Raw genomic sequence first — 15,672 nt, 5'->3', positions numbered from 1 at the left:
GATAAGCGAAGCGCATCCGCCGTTGTGGCCTGTGGCGGATGCGCTTCGCTTATCCGCCCTACCGTGCTTCGCTTATCCGCCCTACCGTGCATCCGTGTAGGAACAAGCCGGCATCGTTGCGCGCGGCCTTCAAGAGGCACGACGGACGCATGTGTATTTCCAGCATTACCGATATGGAGCTGGTCTATGGCGCCGAAGGTTCCATGAACCCCGAGCGAAATTTGACGCGCCTTGAAGGGATTGTCGCGCGGATGGCTGTCTTGCCATTGGATGAGTCTGCTGCCGTGCATGCGGGGCAGATCCGAGCCGAGTTAGCAAAGCAGGGAACGCCGATTGGCCCGTATGACCAACTGATTGCCGGCCATGCGCGTTCGCAGGGACTGGTTTTGGTGACAAATAACGAAAAAGAATTTTCCCGAGTAGCGGGGCTGCGGGTCGAGAATTGGGTTCCTCCTTCTTTGTCGTGACGCTGTACTCAAAAGACGCCTCATCATGCAGGGCCCGTTCACGCACGAAGGCCAGGCGCCGGGCCTCTTCGTCTGCGCTCAACTCGCGTACCCGATTCAGCGCCTGCTGGGCTTCTCATGCTGCCCGGTCAGCTTTATGCCGACCGAAGCCGCATTGCGGCGGCACACAGTACATGCAATAAGCCGCGAGATGCTGAAGTCATGAATACGGCTTGTTAGCGAGAAATTAAATATACCGTCACCTAAAAAGACGGCCTATTGGCGGGGAATTAACTCTACTGTCACTCCAAAATAGGCCGGGGCTTGCGGTTCAGCCCGACCGGGCCTGCTGGATCATCTCGTAGGCGCGGCGGATCTCGTGGGTCTTCTGCGTGGCCAGCTTGATCATGTCTTCCGGCACGCCCTTGGAGACCAGCTTGTCCGGATGATGCTGGCTGAGCAGCTTGCGGTAGGCGCGCTTGACGGTGGCGTCGGTGTCCTTCGGTGTCACGCCAAGCACCGCATAGGCCTGGCTCAGCGTGGGGCCGCGGGCGGCGGCCCGGGCGCCACCCGCACCGCGCTGGCCGTGCGCGCCTGCACCATAGCCTGCGTCAGCTCCAGCACCGCCGGCCCCGGCGAACTGGCTCTGCATGCGCACCAGGTTTTCCAGTTGGCGAAAGACCACGGCCGGGATGTGCAGGCCGGCGCGGATCTCCTCCAGCACGCGCCGTTTGGCGGCGCTGGGCTCGCCATCCACATAGGCCGCCTGCAGCTGGATCTCCAGGAACAACTGCACCAGGGTCCGTCGACCCAGGCATTCGCGGCGGAACCGCTCGACCACGGCGCGCAGGTCGAACTCTGGCGACTTGCCCTGACGAAACAGCGCGATGGCGGCACTGCGCCGCTCGCCGGTGAGCTGCAGCCGCGCCATCACGGCCTCCGCCAGGGCGATCTCGGCCTCCGACACCCGCCCGTCCGCCTTGGCCAGATGACCCATGGTGGAAAAGGTGGCGGCGAAGAAGACGCTCTCGATGCGCTGCCGGTCCCCCGGCGGAAGCTGCATGTCGTCGGCCAGCTTCTGCACGCCGCGATCCACGCCGTGCCCGAGGGTCGCCCCCAGCATCGCGCCGATGGGACCACCGGCGGCGAAACCCAGCAACCCGCCAACCACCTTGCCGATCCAGCCCACCTACTTCCCCTTGAGATACTGCTCGTCGCTGAATGAATATACCCATTCCGGGCGAAAGGCCACCAGAATCACCATGATCCAGCCGTTCAGCATCGCCTCGGGCAGGAACATCAACGGAAAGAACGGCAACACGGTCTGGCTCAGCTCGCTGAAGGTGTAGGCGCCGCTGCCCACCAGCAGCCAGGCGGCCATGTAGCCCATGGCCAGCCCCACCAGCCCGGCGGTGAGAAAGCCGTTCACCAGCACATAGACGAAGAACTGTTTCGGCAGGTACCAGCGAATCACGATCAGCAGGATCTGCGTCAGCGTGATGGGCAGTACGCCGCCAAGCAGGGCATTGAGGGCGAATCCGTCCCAGCCGGCACCGGTGTTGACATAGACCCCCAGCAGCGCCACCGAGGCGGCGATGACGGCAAAGGCCCAGCTGAAGACCAGGGTCACCGCCGTCAGACCCAGCAAATGGTAGGACAGCCCCGGCTGCACCTGGGTGTCCATCTGCCACAGCACCATCAACACCACCGTGGCGCCGAACAGCACATGCGTCAGCCGTGCGGACAGCAGCTTGCGCCAGGGCGCCAGCCAGAGCGCCAGCAGCAGGCAGCCCAGGTACAGGGCCAGCGCGGTCCACTTGGCGAAATCGGAAAAGAGGGCTGGGTCAAGTGTCATGCTGGGCTCGGTCGAAAGCTGACGAAGCGGATGGGCGAACGGGCAGACTCAACCGCATCCGCCTTGATCCCGATCATCGCAAACTCCGGACCCGGCACGCAAAGGAAACAAACCCCAGGCGCCGCCGTTGGCGATCCGGCCGACGGCCCCCAGTTGAGTGCGAATCAGCAACATCCAAATAGGAGCCAGCATGCGCTACCGACCACTGGGCAGGACAGACCTCAGCGTCAGCGAACTCTGCCTCGGCACCATGACCTTCGGTGAACAGAACACCGAGTCCGACGCCTTCGCGCAGCTCGACCGGGCGCGGGCCGCGGGGATCAACTTCATCGACACCGCCGAGCTGTATCCGGTTCCGCCCCGCGGCGAGACCCAGGGCCGGACCGAAACCCAGATCGGCAACTGGCTGGCCAGCCGCGGCCAGCGGGATCAGATCATCCTCGCCACCAAGGTGACCGGCCCAGGCGACTGGCTGCCGCACATCCGCGACGGCGCCACCCGGTTGGACCGCGCCAACATCCTGGCCGCCATCGATGACAGTCTGCGTCGGCTGCGCACCGACTACATCGATCTGTACCAGCTGCACTGGCCGGACCGCCAGACCAACTTCTTCGGCAAACTCGGCTACACGCACCCGGAGGCAGACGACAGTGTGCCGCTGCAGGAGACACTGCAGGTGCTCGACGAACTGGTGCAGGCCGGCAAGGTGCGCCACATCGGCCTGTCCAACGAGACGCCCTGGGGCACCATGCGAGCGCTGGCCCTGTCGGAGCAGCAGGGACTGCCGCGGGTGGTCAGCATCCAGAACCCCTACAGCCTGCTGAACCGCAGCTTCGAGATCGGCCTGGCGGAGATCGCCCTGCGCGAACAGTGCGGCCTGCTGGCCTACTCGCCGCTGGCCTTCGGCATGCTTACTGGCAAGTACGCCCGAGGCGCAAGGCCGGAGGGGGCCCGGCTGACCCTGTTCTCACGCTTCGACCGCTACTCCAACCCGCAGGCCGTCGCCGCCACCGAGCGCTACGTCGACATCGCCCGTCGCCACGGGCTGGACCCAGCGCAGATGGCGCTGGCCTGGGTCACCAGCCGGCCCTTCGTGACCTCCAACATCATCGGCGCGACCACGCTGGCGCAGCTTGAGGCTAATCTCGCCAGCGTCGAGCTGCAGCTCAGCGACGCGGTGATCGCCGAGATCGAGGCGGTGCAGGTGGAGCACCCCAACCCCAGTCCCTGATCACAGCCGGCCTGCGGCGCGGGGCAGGAGGCCCCGCCATTTTCAGCGCCAATGATCATCACTTTTCGGTCGCAGCTCGAGCGGATTTGGGTGTCGGCGCTCTGGCGTCTCGACAGCCCTCGATCAGCGCACGTTCAGCCCTGCGCGACCGAACTTGAAAACAGATTCAGAACGACAACACCAAGGACGATCAGCGAGATGCCGATGACGCCGGCCAGATCCAGTGTCTGGCCGAAAAGCACCCAGCCGATCAGGGTGATCAGGGCCACCCCAGCGCCCGACCAGATGGCATAGGCGATGCCGACCGGGATGGTCTTCAGCGTCAGCGACAGGAAGAAGAAGGACACCAGATACGCGACGACGACGACCACCGACGGCAACAGGCGCGTGAAGCCATCCGATGCGTTGAGCGCCGAGGTCCCGATCACCTCGCTGATGATCGCTACCGACAGATAGATCCACTGTGGCATCGCTTATACACTCCACCCATCCACTGCAAACCCAGGCTGGCGCCCGACCGGAATCCGCAGTATAAGTCCGGATTTCCATCGGAGCCCAACACCTGAACGCCCTCACAGCCTCTTCTCACACCGGATCCGACACCGGTGACGGCGACATCATCGACCGCATTGCCGAGGCGCTGGAACGCCAGGGCTACGTCGTCCTCGACAACGCCTTGCCCCCGACGATGCTGGACGCGCTCTTCATCCGCATCACCCAGTTGCCGGACGCCGCCCTGAGCCGTGCCGGCATCGGCCGCGAACAGGCGCACCAGTTGAACCGCTTCGTGCGCCAGGACGACACCCGCTGGCTGGAGCCGGGCAACGCCGTCGATGCCGGATTTCTGGACTGGATCGAAGCGATCCGCCTCGGCCTGAACCAACGGCTCTTTCTCGGCCTGTTCGACTATGAGGCCCACTACGCCCGCTACCAGCCGGGGGCCTTCTACAAGAAACACCTGGATGCCTTCGACACCGCCTCGCGCAACCGCGTGCTGAGCACCGTGCTCTACCTCAACCCGAACTGGCCCGCGAGCAACGGCGGCGAACTCCTGCTCTATGCCAGCGACGGCGAGGCCCTGCTGGAACGCGTGCTGCCAGGCTTCGGCCGGCTGGCGATCTTTCTCAGCGAGCGCTTTCCGCACGAGGTGCTGCCCACCCGCGCGACCCGCTTCAGCATCGCCGGCTGGTTCCGCGTCAACACCTCGCTGCAGGGCGCCATCGACCCGGCGCGTTAGTGAGGCCCCTTCGCAGGCCGCAGACGACGCGTCGGCCTGGCCAGCCCCTCGCGTCACCACCTTTGGCCAGCCCGCTCAGTCTGCGACGAACGTCTGACCCGCGCCGAGCAGGCCTTCCGCAGCGGCGCCGGCCACCAGGCCGTCCAGCCCCTGGCGGCCGCATCTGTATCCGGCGAGCCGGTTGGCCCAGGACAGCAGGACCGGCAGCTCGAGCCCGCGCAGCAGGCCGTCGATGGCGGCGGCATTGAAGACATCACCGGCGGCCAGGGTGTCCACCACCGCCGGCGGCCGGTGGGCCGGGGCGAATACCGGTTCGACTGCAGGTGCCCTGACCGGATCGACCAAAGGCTCAACCAATGGCCCGAACAGCGGCCCCTCGCGGGCCGCCAGCCCATAGGCGCCCTGCTCGCCCCAGGGCAGCAAACAGCAGCGGGCACCCGTGGCCTCGCCGAGGCGCCGCAAGGCCTGTTCCGGGGTACCGTCCAGACCGGTGGCCAGCAGATAGGCCCGGGAGAAGATCAGCACGTCCGGCCCGCCCGGTCCGGTCCACACCGCCTCGACGCCGGGCCGGGGCTTCTCGATCTCCACCGAGACCGGCAGGCCGGGTCGTCGCCGGCGCACATCGGCAATCATGGCGGCCGTCTCCACGGGATGACGCCCCTCGAAATGCACCCAGTCGAATCCATCCAGCGACACTGCGGCAAAGTCTGCCGCAGTGAGTTCGCGCAGGTCGCGGTGGTGGATGATGGTGCGACTGCCGGTGGCGCGACTCAGCGCGATGTACGAGGTCGGTGTCTGACGGCCGGCCAGGATCGGGCAATGCCCGCAGCCGATGCCGTGGCGTGCCAGATCTTGCCGGATCAACCCGGCGCCGGCGTCGTCCGCCAGCGTGCCCAGCCACTCGCAGCGGTGTCCGAGCTGCGCCAGCACCGCCAGGGTATTGGTAACATTCCCGCCGCGCTGCACGCGCTGCGACAGGGCTCGCACCTCGGCGTCCTCGTGCGGATAGTCCGCTACCTGATTGACGATATCCAGGGTGGCGATGCCGACGCCCAGCACCCGTGCGCGCTTCGGGGCGGTCAGCGACGAAGGATCAAAATGCGGCACCATGGGGAAAGGAAAAAGGGAGCATGAAAAAGGGTGAATGGCCGAGATCCTGCGGATCCAACCGGGCTGCGGCCAGATTTCAGCCGGGCACGCGCAGCGTCAGGGTGCCACCGCGCTGGATCATCTCGAAGCGGCGCAGATAGCTCATGCCCAGCAGCACCTCGTCACCCGGCATGTTCGGCATCACCACGGCGCGCACGTTACGCGCCGTCAGACCACCCACACTGACGCTGTCCAGGCGCGTGGACCAGGTCTGGACAAGACCGTTGGCGGTCTTGCTCATACCGCCCGGGCGCAGGGGCAGCTGCAGACGCCGGGCCAGGTCCATCGGCAGCGCCACCGCGGTCGCGCCGGTGTCGACCATGAAGGTCACCCGTTCGCCGTTGATCAGCCCGTCGGCCACATAGTGCCCCATGCGATTGCGCAACAGCATCACCTGCGGCAGGCCGTCGGCACCGAACACCAGCGCCGGGTCGCGGTTGGGGTTGTTCCGGTGCTCGATCAGGTTACCGAACAGCAGCACCAGCAGCGCCAGGCCTGCCACCCAGGCCCCCAGCAGCATGGCCTTGCCGAACCGCGACGGCAGGTCGTCCGACGATGGAAGGTCTCCACTCATGGGCCCGTGATATTCCTGTTGCCTGCAAGACGGTGTGTTGTGCGGATGGGCGCTCATGCCTTGCCGACAGCATCCTGGTTCGCGTCTGGGGCTGTCAAGGCCTCTGCCGGATCAGTCAGCCGTGCCAGCCAGCGAACCCCAGCCCAGCCCAGCCCAGCCCAGCCCAGCCCAGCCCAGCCCAGCCCAGCCCAGCAATAATATCATAATATGCTAATATTCTAACAGAGAGGGATGAATGACATCCCGCTGCAACCTGCAGGAGGTGGACAATGAACGCACGCCGCATGCTACTGATCGGTATGGCCGGGGTTGTCCTGTTGCTGGCCGGCTGTTCGATGGGCTCACTCATGATCCAGGAGCGACGAAGCCCCTACGACTTCGACAGGACGGTTGCACTGGTGCAGGAGAACGCCCGGGCGCAGGGATGGCTGGTGCCGAAGGTGCACAATTTTCAGCAGTCGCTGGTCAAACACGGCCAGCCCGATCCGGGTAGGCTGACCGTGATCAAGCTGTGCAAGCCCGAGTTCGCCACCCGCATGTTCGGCAGCGATGACACCAAGTACGTCTCAGTGATGGCGCCATGCTCGATTTCGATCTACGAAAAGACCGACGGCAACACCTATGTCGCCTCCATGCGCATGGGGCTGATCGGCCACCTGATGGGCGCTGAGGTTGGCCGGGTGATGGCGGACGTCGACGCCGACGACCGGCAGATACTGCGGTTTCTGGAGCAAACCGACTGACCAACCGACTGCCAGCTGTCCGACTCGCTCCGACCAAAACTGACCACCAGCGAGCGGCCGGCGGGCAAGCAGGAGGCGGGCGTCGCCGGCCCCAACCGGCGGCCCTACAGCGGATCGGCGTACATGGCCTCGAGCGCATCCTGGTATCGCGCCAGGACGGCGTTGCGCTTGACCTTCATCGTCGGCGTCATCAGGCCGTTCTCCACCGACCAGGGTTCCAGCGTCAGGGTGACCCGGCGCACCTTGGCGTAGCCGGGAAAATCCGCCAGGGCATCGCGGATGCGGCGGAGCATGTCCTTGATCAGATCCGACGCCCGCAGGCTCTCCGCCCGCCCGGGGTCGAGGCCGTACTCCACGGCCAGCCCCGGCCACAGGTCCGAATTCAGCACCGCCAGCGCGGTGAGGTAGGAGCGCCCCTCCCCCACCACCAGCACTTGCTCGAAGACCGGGTCGAGCGCAATGGCCATCTCCATGTCTGCCGGCGGCACCTTCTCGCCGTTGGACAACACCAGGATGTCCTTGATGCGGCCGGTGATGTACAGGTGCCGACCGTCGATGCGCGCCTGGTCGCCGGTGCTGAACCAGCCCTCGGCGTCCAGAACCTTGGCCGTGGCCGCGTGGTTGTTCCAGTAGCCAAGCATGTTGCCCGGCCCCTTCACCTGCAGTTCGTCATCGGCACCGATGCGCGCCTGGATGCCGCGCAGCAGTACACCGACGCTTTGCGGCCGGTTGTCCTCCAGCGGATTCACGGCGATGACCGGGCTGGTCTCGGTGAGGCCGTAGCCTTGCAGCAACGGCAGCCCTAGACCAATGAACACCCGCGCCACCTCTGGCGGCAGGGGCGCGCCACCGCTCACCGCCGCGCGCATGCGCCCGCCCAGCTTGTCCATCACGGGCCGTGCGACCTTGCGCCGCAGCAACGGCCACAACAGCAGCAGCGGATGCCAGCCCCGGCGGCCCTGGGCACGCTCGAACTGCATCCCGCCGACCTTCACCGCCAGCGCAAACAGCCAGCGCACCGGCGCCGGCCGGGCCGCAAGCTGATCGGCAATGCGCTGATGCACCCGCTCGAACACCCGCGGCACGGCGATCATGACGCTGGGCCGGATGGTCTGCAGGTCTTCGCCCAATTGTCCGACGGACCGGGCAAAGGCCACCGTGGCGCCGGCCATCATCGGCAGATAGTAGCTGCCGGTGCGCTCCAGCATGTGCGACAACGGCAGGAACGACAGGAACTCGTCCTGCTGATAGACATCGATCAGCGTCAGCGCCCCGTGGGCGTTGCTGAGGATGTTGCGATGGCTCAGCATCACGCCCTTGGGGCGCCCGGTCGTGCCGGAGGTGTAGACGATGGTGGCCAGGGCATCGCCGTCGGCGTTGCGCTGGGGCGCGGGCGCCCCAGGGGCGGGCAGCCAGTCGCGCGCAATGACCACCCGCGGATCGGTCGCGGCCGCTGCATGCCTGGTTGCCTCCCCGGTGGTCTCACGGCCATCCAGGATCACCACCCGCTGCGGCCAGGGGGCGTCGCCGATGACCGGCGCCAGCCGTTTCCAGCGTCCGGCATCCTGGATCAGCAGCAGCTTGACCGCCGCATCCGCCAGGATGTACGCAGCGCTGTCCGCGCGGTCATCGGTGTACAGCGGCACTGTCACCAGGCCGAGCGACAGGGCCGCCTGGTCGAACAGCAGCCATTCCGGGCAGTTGCGCAGCAGGATCGCGACGCGATCGCCCACCGCAAGCCCCTCCGCCGCCAGGGCACTGCGCCAGCGGGACACCTGCTCGCCCGCCTCGCGCCAGCTCAGCGTCTGCCAGTCGTTGCGTTCGCGGTCGAACCAGCGGTAGGCGATGCGTTCCGGCGAGCGCTTCACCCGCTGATGAAACAGGCCATCGAGCGTGCGTGCCTGCTCGATGGAAACCAGATCTTCCGACCAGTGACTCACGGCCCTCTCCTCGTCGTTCTTGTGGCGATCGCGCAATTGTATACCCCTCGGCCCAGGCGCCCTGCCCGTGTGTCTGGCCCGGTGCTCCGCTCGGTAGGGTAGTTGCATCGGGCCCATCCTTTTTGCGGGCTGGACCAAGAGGAAAGGCGCGGACCCGCTATAGTCAAGGGACATGAACCATCTTGCTGAAATCCTCGCCTTGCTGGTGGTGGTCGGCATCGGCGCCCAGTGGCTCGGCTGGCGGCTTCAGATCCCGTCCATCGTGCTGCTGGCGCTGTGCGGCCTGGTCATCGGCCCCGTCCTCGGCCTGCTGCGGCCCAGCGAGGCCCTGGGCGAGACCTATCAACCGCTGATCAAGCTGGCGGTGGCGGCGATCCTGTTCGAGGGCGGGCTGTCGCTGCGGCTGGCGGAACTGCGCCAGGCGGCGTCGGCGGTGCGGCGGCTGGTGTCGGTGTCCGTGCTGCTGGTGCTGGCGTTCGCTGCCCTGGCCGCGCATCTGATCGCCGGGCTGTCGTGGCCGGTGGCGCTCATCTTCGGCGCCATTGCCGTGGTCACCGGCCCCACGGTGATCCTGCCGTTACTGCGCCAGGCGCGGCTGAATCGGCGACCGGCCTCGGTGCTGAAATGGGAGGGCATCGTCAACGATCCGGTCGGCGCCGTGCTGGTGGTGGTCATGTTCGATTATTTCGTCGGCGCCGGTGCGGGCCAGCTGGGCGGCACCCTGCTGCACCTGGCCGCCGGCGTCGGCGTGGCGGTGCTGCTCGGCGGGGTCGGCGGCTGGCTGCTCGGCCGCGCCTTCCTCGCCGGCCTGGTGGCGGAGTATCTGAAGGGGCCGGTGGCGCTGGCGGCGGCCCTGGGGGCCTACGCCCTGTCCAATCTGGTGCTGGAGGAGGCCGGACTGATCGCGGCCACCGTGATGGGCATCGTCCTCGGCAACATGAACCTGCCCAGCATCGGCGAATTGCGGCGGTTCAAGGAAGACATCGCCGTCATCCTGGTGTCCATCGTCTTTTTGGTGCTCACCGCGGACCTGGATCCGGCCATCCTGTCGGCGCTGGACTGGCGCAGCCTGGCGCTGATCGGCGCGGTGATCTTCCTGGTGCGGCCGGCAGCGGTCTGGCTGGCCACCCTGGGCACGGACATGACCTGGCAAGAGCGGCTGCTGGTGGGCTGGATCGCCCCGCGCGGCATCGTCGCCGCGGCGGTGGCTGGGGTCTTCGGTCCGGCCCTGGCCGCCCGGGGCCTTGCCGGCGCCGAGCAGCTGCTGCCACTGGTGTTCGCGCTGATCCTGAGCACCGTCGTGCTGCACGGCTTCACCCTGGGTTGGCTGGCGCGGCGGCTGGGGCTCAGCGCCAGCCGGCGGGGCGGTCTGATCATCGCCGGCGCCACCGCCTGGAGCAGCGGCCTGGCGGTGGCACTGCACCAGCAACAGGTGCCGGTGGTAGTGGCCGACAATGCCTGGCACCGGCTGCGGGCGGCGCGCCTGGCGGGGGTGCCGGTGTTCTTCGGCGAATTGCTGTCGGAGCAGGCCGAGGTGTCGCTGGAGCTGGGCGCCTACGGCAGCCTGCTGGCCGCCACCGGCAATGATGCCTACAACGCCCTGGTCTGCGCCCACTTCGCACCCGAGCTGGGCCGGCAGCAGGTGTTCCAGCTGGCGGAGGACGAGGTCTCCCGCGCGCGCCGGCCGGCGCCCGCCGCCCGCGGCCGCCACGCCCTTGCCGCGCAGGTCCGCTACGAGGACCTGCAACGCCACTGGTACCAGGGCTGGGGGTTCCATTGCACCGGCATCACCGATGCCTTCGCTGTGGAGCGACTGCGTGCCACGCTGCCGCCGGAGGCCATCCCGGTGCTGGTGATCGGTCCGCGCAAGCAGGTCCGGCTGATCGAGGCCGACAAGCCCTGGAAGGCGGAGTCCGGCGAACAGGTGCTCTGGTTCGGCTGCCGCGATCAGTGTGCGCTGCCGCCGGAGCCGGCGGCCAGCGCGGAGAAACCCAGGCCGCTGGTGTGAGCCTCAGCGCGGCCGGCTGAACCGCCAGTACAGCAGGGCCAGCAGGCCGACCCACGCGGCGGCTAGCCAGCCGATGATGCCGTCGTAGTCACCCACCAGGAAGGCCAGCGAGGCGGCGTCGTTGTCGTCGGTCAGGCGGCGCGAGACCTGGATCACGAACACCCAGCCCGCATGCAGGCCGATGCCCCAGCCGATATGGCCGGTGCGCTCGCGCACCAGGGCCAGGAACACGCCGACCATGAACAGCGCCACCATCGAGCTCAGGTGGCGCCACTGGAACACATCCACAAACACCCCGCTGAACATGGTCCAGGTGCCGGACCAGTCGAAGGCCATGTCCGCCGGCAGGCCGTGGGGCTTCATGAAGTGCAGCAACGCGTACAGCAGTGCGGACCAGACGATGGCCGCCCGCACGCCGTTGCGTTGGCGAACGGCACCGAACAGGGCGCCCCGGAAGAAGCTCTCCTCCAGCAGCCCGATCAGCAGCCCGGCCACCAGCGCCGACAGCACGCGACTGGCGAGCTTTGCATACAGGTCCTGCTCCGGCAGGTCCGGCACGCGGACCTGCAGCCACAGCAGCGCGGCGATGAGCGCCAGCAGGATGGCGACACCGATCAGCCATCCCCGCCAGATGGTAGCGACAAAGGCCCGACGCGGGAGACCGAACCCCAGCGCGGGCCAGTTGTCCAGCCGCAGCGCCTTCAGAAAGGGCCACAACCCGAGCAGGATGAACACCTGCGCCAGTCGTCCCATGACCCGCTGGGGCGGGTAGTCGAGCCAGCCCGTCTGCATCAGCGGGTAGGTCAGCAGCGCGGCGAGCAGCAGACAGGCAAAGAGATAGGCGAAGAAGACGGCGGTAATACGCAATGATGGATCCGGCGTTGGTCAGGACTTAAGACTCCAGTTTAGCAGAGCCCGCCACAAGCTCCGGCCGCGCAGCCCGCTTCCGGCTGTTGCAACCACACGCACCGGCGGTACCATGCCACCCTTTGCAATCAATCGACGCGGGCAACATGGGAGCAGGCATGGGCGCACAGGTTCTGGACGGCAAGGCAATCGCGGCGGATGTCCGCGCACAGGTGAAGGCGCAGGTGGACGCGCGTCTGGTCGCGGGCGGACGGGCGCCGGGGCTGGCGGTGGTGCTGGTAGGTGAGAATCCCGCCTCGCAGGTGTATGTGCGCAACAAGCGCCTGGCCTGCGCCGAGGTGGGCTTCCACTCGGTCCTGCATGAACTGCCGGCCGACACGACCCAGGCCGCGTTGCTGGAGCTGATCGACCGGTTGAATGCCGACCCGGCTATCGACGGCATCCTGGTGCAGTTGCCGCTGCCAGAGCAGATCGATGCCGAGGCCGTGATCGAGCGCATCCTGCCCACCAAGGACGTGGACGGCTTTCATCCCTACAACGTCGGCCGGCTGGCGTTGCGCATGCCGTTGCTGCGGCCCTGCACGCCCAAGGGGGTGATGACCCTGCTGGCGCGCACGGGGCAGGAACTGGCCGGGCTTGATGCGGTGGTCATTGGTCAGTCGAACATCGTCGGCCGACCCATGGCGCTGGAGTTGCTGGCAGCACGGTGCACCATCAGCGTCTGCCACAGCCGCACCCGCGACCTGGCGGACAAGGCGCGGGCGGCGGACGTGCTGGTGGTGGCCATCGGTCGCGCCCGCTTTGTGCCGGGAGACTGGATCAAGCCCGGCGCCCTGGTGATCGATGTCGGCATGAACCGGGACGCGGACGGCAAGCTCTGCGGAGACGTGGACTACGACGCCGCCAGCGCCCGCGCCGGCTGGATCACGCCGGTGCCCGGCGGCGTCGGCCCGATGACCATCGCCAGCCTGCTGGAAAACACGCTTCAGGCCGCCGAGCTGCACGCCGGCGGCTGAAGCGCGGTCGGTTCGGGGGGCTGGTCAGGCTGCGCGGCCCACCCGGCGCTGGCGCACCTTGCGCACCAGCGGCCGCAGGGCGTCTTCGACCTGGGTCTCGAGTTCAGCCAGTTCATTGCCCGCCCAGGCGCGATCGCCGAACAGGTCGACGATGGATTCGCTCCAGCCGAGACGCTGCGCGCTGTCGGCCATGCGCCCCTTGAGCTCGCCAAAGAGCTGTTTCACCTGCTCCCGGTCGAAGCCGTCCTCCAGCAGACGGCTGGCCAGTGCACGGGCCTCACGGGCGGAGCCGCCGCAGCAGTCGCGGGCGCGGCCGAGCAGCGTCTGCGCCCTGTCCTCAAGCCCCAGCTCCCGCGCGACCCGCGCCAGCTCGGCGAACATCGGCGCCCCTGACCCGTTCCCCGCGGACTTGACCTCGGTTTCAGCCAGGGTTGCGGCCTGGTCCAGGTCCGCCGCGGCGGCCTCGGTGTCGCCCAGCAGACGTCCCTTCACCGCCGCCAGCTTGCTGTAGTCATAGGCGGACTTGTCCGCCAGCCCGTCCAGCCGCGCGCCCCAGTCCGCGAGTAGCTCTTGCACGGTGGCCCTGGCGGTGTCCGCGTCCGGCAACAGCTGGGCGGCGGACTCGGCCACGCTGGCGACACCGGCAAAGCCCTGCATGCGTGCCGCGGCGTCCTTGATCAGGCGCTGCGCCCAGTCGGTGTCCTGCAGGTGCTGCCCCACCCCCGCTACCAGCCGCCTGACCTTGGAGAAATCCCAGCCCTCGTCTTCCAGCTTCTTCTGGGCGTCTACCAGCAGTTTCTTCGCGTAGAACTTGTCGTCCAGTTCCGCCATCACGGCATCGGCCAGGTGCATGATCTTGACGCTGGAGACGGCCTGCTTCTCGCGGTCCTGGAACACAGCGTACTTGGCCTGGTTGGCCTCGCGGCGGGCCAGCTTCTCCTCCACCACCGCGACCCACTCGGCATCCGCGGCGTAATGCTCGCGCACCAGCGCCACCACGTTTTTCATCTCGCCGACAGAGGTCACCTGTTCCTCGGCAGCGGCCAGGCTCGGCCGCGCCGCGTCCCTGTCGTCCAGCACACGGATGGTGCGACTGGTCACGTCCAGCAGTTCCGGCGTGCCCGAGGCGGTGCCGGCAGCGCTGGCCAGCACCTCGCGCGCGAAGGCCTTGTCGCCGAGTTTCTCGTCCACCGCCTCGAGCAGCTTGAAGTACTGCCCGAGATCGCTCATGGCCTGCATGGCCTTGCGGTAGATCTGTGCCGCCGTGGCCTTGTCACCGAGGCGGTCGGCGACACTGGCGGCCACCGACATCAGGTCATTGGGCTGGGTCAGCGCCTCGGCGGCGCGGGCGTAGATCTCGCCGGCCAGGGCCTTGTCGCCGGTGTCGCTGATCACCGCCTCGGCCAGCTTCAGGCGCTCGGGGGCGGCGGTCATCTTCGACTCCGCCTTGGCATAGAACTGCCTGGCCAGTTCCGGCGCCTGCACCTGGCCGGCGATGAAGCCCGCCAGCTCCATCAGCTGCGCCTTGTCGTTGGTGTCGGGCAGGGCCTGTTCGAACGCCTCCACCGCCTTGTCCTTGTCTGCCAGCAGGTTCCAGTAGCCCCGGGCCAGGTCCAGGAACTCCTCGCCGCTCATGGCGAACTCGCCGGCCTGCTCCATCAGATCGGCCACCTTGGCCTGGTCACCCAGCAATTCCTTGAAGCCGGTTGCCAGCGCGGCGAAGTCCTTGGGGAACTGGCAGTCGGTCTCGGCGTCCTCCAGCACCTTCTTCGCCCCGGCAGCGTCGCCGAGCAGGTCCTGATAGCCCCGGGCGTAGGCCACCGTGGCGTCCAGGTCGTCGCAGTAACGCGCTGCCTTGGCATAGAACTGGGCCGCGGCCTCATCGGCGCCCTCCGCCTTCAGCGTCTTGACCAGATCGAGATAGTCGTCCAGCGTCTTCGCCTTTTCCTCGACCTTGGCCAGCAGAGCGGCGGCTAGCGCCTCGTCGCCCAGGGCCTCCCTGGCGTAGCCGGAGATGGTCAGCAGTTCGTTCAGCTTCGAGGCCTCGCCGGCGGCCTTTTCCAGCATCTCGCGCCCCTTGTCGACATCGGAGCCGGTACGCGCCAGGCTGGCGCCCAAGGCGGCGAACTCCATGGACTCGAAGCAGGCATCCTCGGCCTGCTCGTACAGGTCCTTGGCATGATCGACATGGCCGAGGGCGACGGCTGCCTCGGCGGTGGCGATGTAGTCCAGCGGCATCTGGCATTGCATCTCCGCCTTCTCCAGCAGCGACCTGGCGTAATCCGCATCCAGCGCGCCCACATCCCGGGCCAGGGCGGCAAAGTCCGCGGCGCTGCTGCAGTCTGCCTCGCGGGCCTGGAGTTCTTCTTTGGTCGCCATCGGCATCGTCCTCGGTATTGGTTTATCGGTATTGGTTTTTCAGCATTGGTTTGATCGATCCCCCAATCGACCCATCTTGTGGAGATGATTGGGCTGCAACACAGCGGTCAAGTGTAGCGCAGCGCCGGCAATGTCACGATGCCAACCTGTATGCCACAATGCGATCAATGCCTACGATCCCGTCGCCGGATCGAGCTAGAAAGACACTGACCCATCGGCCTCCTGGC

14 protein-coding genes are annotated in these 15,672 nt (G+C 67.2%); 6 read left to right on the top strand and 8 right to left on the bottom strand.

Going from position 1 to position 15,672, the window contains the following annotated elements:
- Positions 1–38: 38 nt before the first annotated feature.
- A complete protein-coding gene (gene vapC / locus F2Q65_RS09050; RefSeq protein ID WP_150092583.1) occupies positions 39–467 on the top strand; it encodes a tRNA(fMet)-specific endonuclease VapC in 429 nt (142 codons plus the stop codon).
- A 310-nt stretch (positions 468–777) separates the two neighbouring features.
- Here vapC and djlA read toward each other — a convergent pair whose 3' ends face one another.
- Together djlA and F2Q65_RS09040 are read right to left on the bottom strand one after the other, a co-directional pair.
- Positions 778–1,635 carry a co-chaperone DjlA gene (gene djlA, locus F2Q65_RS09045; protein WP_150092581.1) on the bottom strand — a complete coding sequence of 286 codons (858 nt, stop codon included), beginning with the start codon at positions 1,633–1,635 and terminating at the stop codon, positions 778–780.
- Entirely contained in the window at positions 1,636–2,301 is a 666-nt protein-coding gene (locus F2Q65_RS09040; protein ID WP_150092579.1) for an energy-coupling factor ABC transporter permease, read from the bottom strand.
- Between the two features lie 190 nt (positions 2,302–2,491).
- On the opposite strand from F2Q65_RS09040, the gene F2Q65_RS09035 reads away from it, so the two are divergent.
- Positions 2,492–3,532 (top strand): NADP(H)-dependent aldo-keto reductase, encoded by a 1,041-nt coding sequence (locus tag F2Q65_RS09035; protein ID WP_150092577.1) that lies wholly within the window; start codon positions 2,492–2,494, stop codon positions 3,530–3,532.
- A 134-nt stretch (positions 3,533–3,666) separates the two neighbouring features.
- Here the strand turns inward: F2Q65_RS09035 and F2Q65_RS09030 are convergent, their stop codons facing one another.
- Positions 3,667–4,002: a DMT family transporter gene (locus tag F2Q65_RS09030; protein ID WP_150092575.1), complete on the bottom strand. Its 336-nt coding sequence runs from the start codon at positions 4,000–4,002 to the stop codon at positions 3,667–3,669.
- Positions 4,003–4,208: 206 nt separating this feature from the next.
- On the opposite strand from F2Q65_RS09030, the gene F2Q65_RS09025 reads away from it, so the two are divergent.
- A complete protein-coding gene (locus tag F2Q65_RS09025; RefSeq protein ID WP_246156105.1) occupies positions 4,209–4,769 on the top strand; it encodes a 2OG-Fe(II) oxygenase in 561 nt (186 codons plus the stop codon).
- Between the two features lie 75 nt (positions 4,770–4,844).
- Here F2Q65_RS09025 and F2Q65_RS09020 read toward each other — a convergent pair whose 3' ends face one another.
- Positions 4,845–5,879, bottom strand: a complete 1,035-nt coding sequence (locus F2Q65_RS09020) for a PfkB family carbohydrate kinase (RefSeq protein WP_150092573.1) — start codon at positions 5,877–5,879, stop codon at positions 4,845–4,847.
- 76 nt (positions 5,880–5,955) lie between these two features.
- The gene (locus F2Q65_RS09015; protein WP_150092571.1) at positions 5,956–6,492 is read right to left on the bottom strand and encodes a retropepsin-like aspartic protease family protein; all 537 of its coding nucleotides are present in this window, start codon (positions 6,490–6,492) and stop codon (positions 5,956–5,958) included.
- A gap of 269 nt (positions 6,493–6,761) precedes the next feature.
- Here F2Q65_RS09015 and F2Q65_RS09010 point away from each other — a divergent pair, with 269 nt between their 5' ends.
- A complete protein-coding gene (locus F2Q65_RS09010; protein ID WP_150092569.1) occupies positions 6,762–7,235 on the top strand; it encodes a DUF302 domain-containing protein in 474 nt (157 codons plus the stop codon).
- A gap of 104 nt (positions 7,236–7,339) precedes the next feature.
- Here the strand turns inward: F2Q65_RS09010 and F2Q65_RS09005 are convergent, their stop codons facing one another.
- Positions 7,340–9,175, bottom strand: a complete 1,836-nt coding sequence (locus F2Q65_RS09005) for an AMP-dependent synthetase/ligase (protein WP_150092567.1) — start codon at positions 9,173–9,175, stop codon at positions 7,340–7,342.
- Between the two features lie 172 nt (positions 9,176–9,347).
- Here F2Q65_RS09005 and F2Q65_RS09000 point away from each other — a divergent pair, with 172 nt between their 5' ends.
- The gene (locus F2Q65_RS09000) at positions 9,348–11,183 is read left to right on the top strand and encodes a cation:proton antiporter (RefSeq protein ID WP_150092565.1); all 1,836 of its coding nucleotides are present in this window, start codon (positions 9,348–9,350) and stop codon (positions 11,181–11,183) included.
- A gap of 3 nt (positions 11,184–11,186) precedes the next feature.
- Here the strand turns inward: F2Q65_RS09000 and F2Q65_RS08995 are convergent, their stop codons facing one another.
- On the bottom strand, positions 11,187–12,050 hold the full coding sequence (locus tag F2Q65_RS08995; RefSeq protein ID WP_150092563.1) for a CPBP family intramembrane glutamic endopeptidase: 864 nt from the start codon (positions 12,048–12,050) through the stop codon (positions 11,187–11,189).
- 158 nt (positions 12,051–12,208) lie between these two features.
- Here F2Q65_RS08995 and folD point away from each other — a divergent pair, with 158 nt between their 5' ends.
- Positions 12,209–13,066, top strand: a complete 858-nt coding sequence (gene folD / locus F2Q65_RS08990) for a bifunctional methylenetetrahydrofolate dehydrogenase/methenyltetrahydrofolate cyclohydrolase FolD (protein WP_150092561.1) — start codon at positions 12,209–12,211, stop codon at positions 13,064–13,066.
- Positions 13,067–13,090: 24 nt separating this feature from the next.
- Here folD and F2Q65_RS08985 read toward each other — a convergent pair whose 3' ends face one another.
- Positions 13,091–15,445, bottom strand: a complete 2,355-nt coding sequence (locus tag F2Q65_RS08985; protein WP_150092559.1) for a hypothetical protein — start codon at positions 15,443–15,445, stop codon at positions 13,091–13,093.
- Between the last annotated feature and the right edge of the window lie 227 nt (positions 15,446–15,672).

Origin of the sequence: Thiohalocapsa marina (assembly GCF_008632335.1) — a bacterium.
Lineage (GTDB): Bacteria > Pseudomonadota > Gammaproteobacteria > Chromatiales > Chromatiaceae > Thiohalocapsa > Thiohalocapsa marina.
Note: the sequence above shows the minus strand (reverse complement) of the source record. Positions and strands in the feature narration are given on the sequence as shown.

Coding starts and splice junctions, on each gene's coding strand:
- F2Q65_RS09035 (WP_150092577.1), top strand. CDS start 2,492: ATGCGCTACCGACCACTGGGCAGGACAGACCTCAGCGTCAGCGAACTC.
- vapC (WP_150092583.1), top strand. CDS start 39: ATGCGCTTCGCTTATCCGCCCTACCGTGCTTCGCTTATCCGCCCTACC.
- folD (WP_150092561.1), top strand. CDS start 12,209: ATGGGCGCACAGGTTCTGGACGGCAAGGCAATCGCGGCGGATGTCCGC.
- F2Q65_RS08985 (WP_150092559.1), bottom strand. CDS start 15,445: ATGGCGACCAAAGAAGAACTCCAGGCCCGCGAGGCAGACTGCAGCAGC.
- F2Q65_RS09010 (WP_150092569.1), top strand. CDS start 6,762: ATGAACGCACGCCGCATGCTACTGATCGGTATGGCCGGGGTTGTCCTG.
- F2Q65_RS09020 (WP_150092573.1), bottom strand. CDS start 5,879: ATGGTGCCGCATTTTGATCCTTCGTCGCTGACCGCCCCGAAGCGCGCA.
- F2Q65_RS09000 (WP_150092565.1), top strand. CDS start 9,348: ATGAACCATCTTGCTGAAATCCTCGCCTTGCTGGTGGTGGTCGGCATC.
- F2Q65_RS09040 (WP_150092579.1), bottom strand. CDS start 2,301: ATGACACTTGACCCAGCCCTCTTTTCCGATTTCGCCAAGTGGACCGCG.
- F2Q65_RS09015 (WP_150092571.1), bottom strand. CDS start 6,492: ATGAGTGGAGACCTTCCATCGTCGGACGACCTGCCGTCGCGGTTCGGC.
- F2Q65_RS09030 (WP_150092575.1), bottom strand. CDS start 4,002: ATGCCACAGTGGATCTATCTGTCGGTAGCGATCATCAGCGAGGTGATC.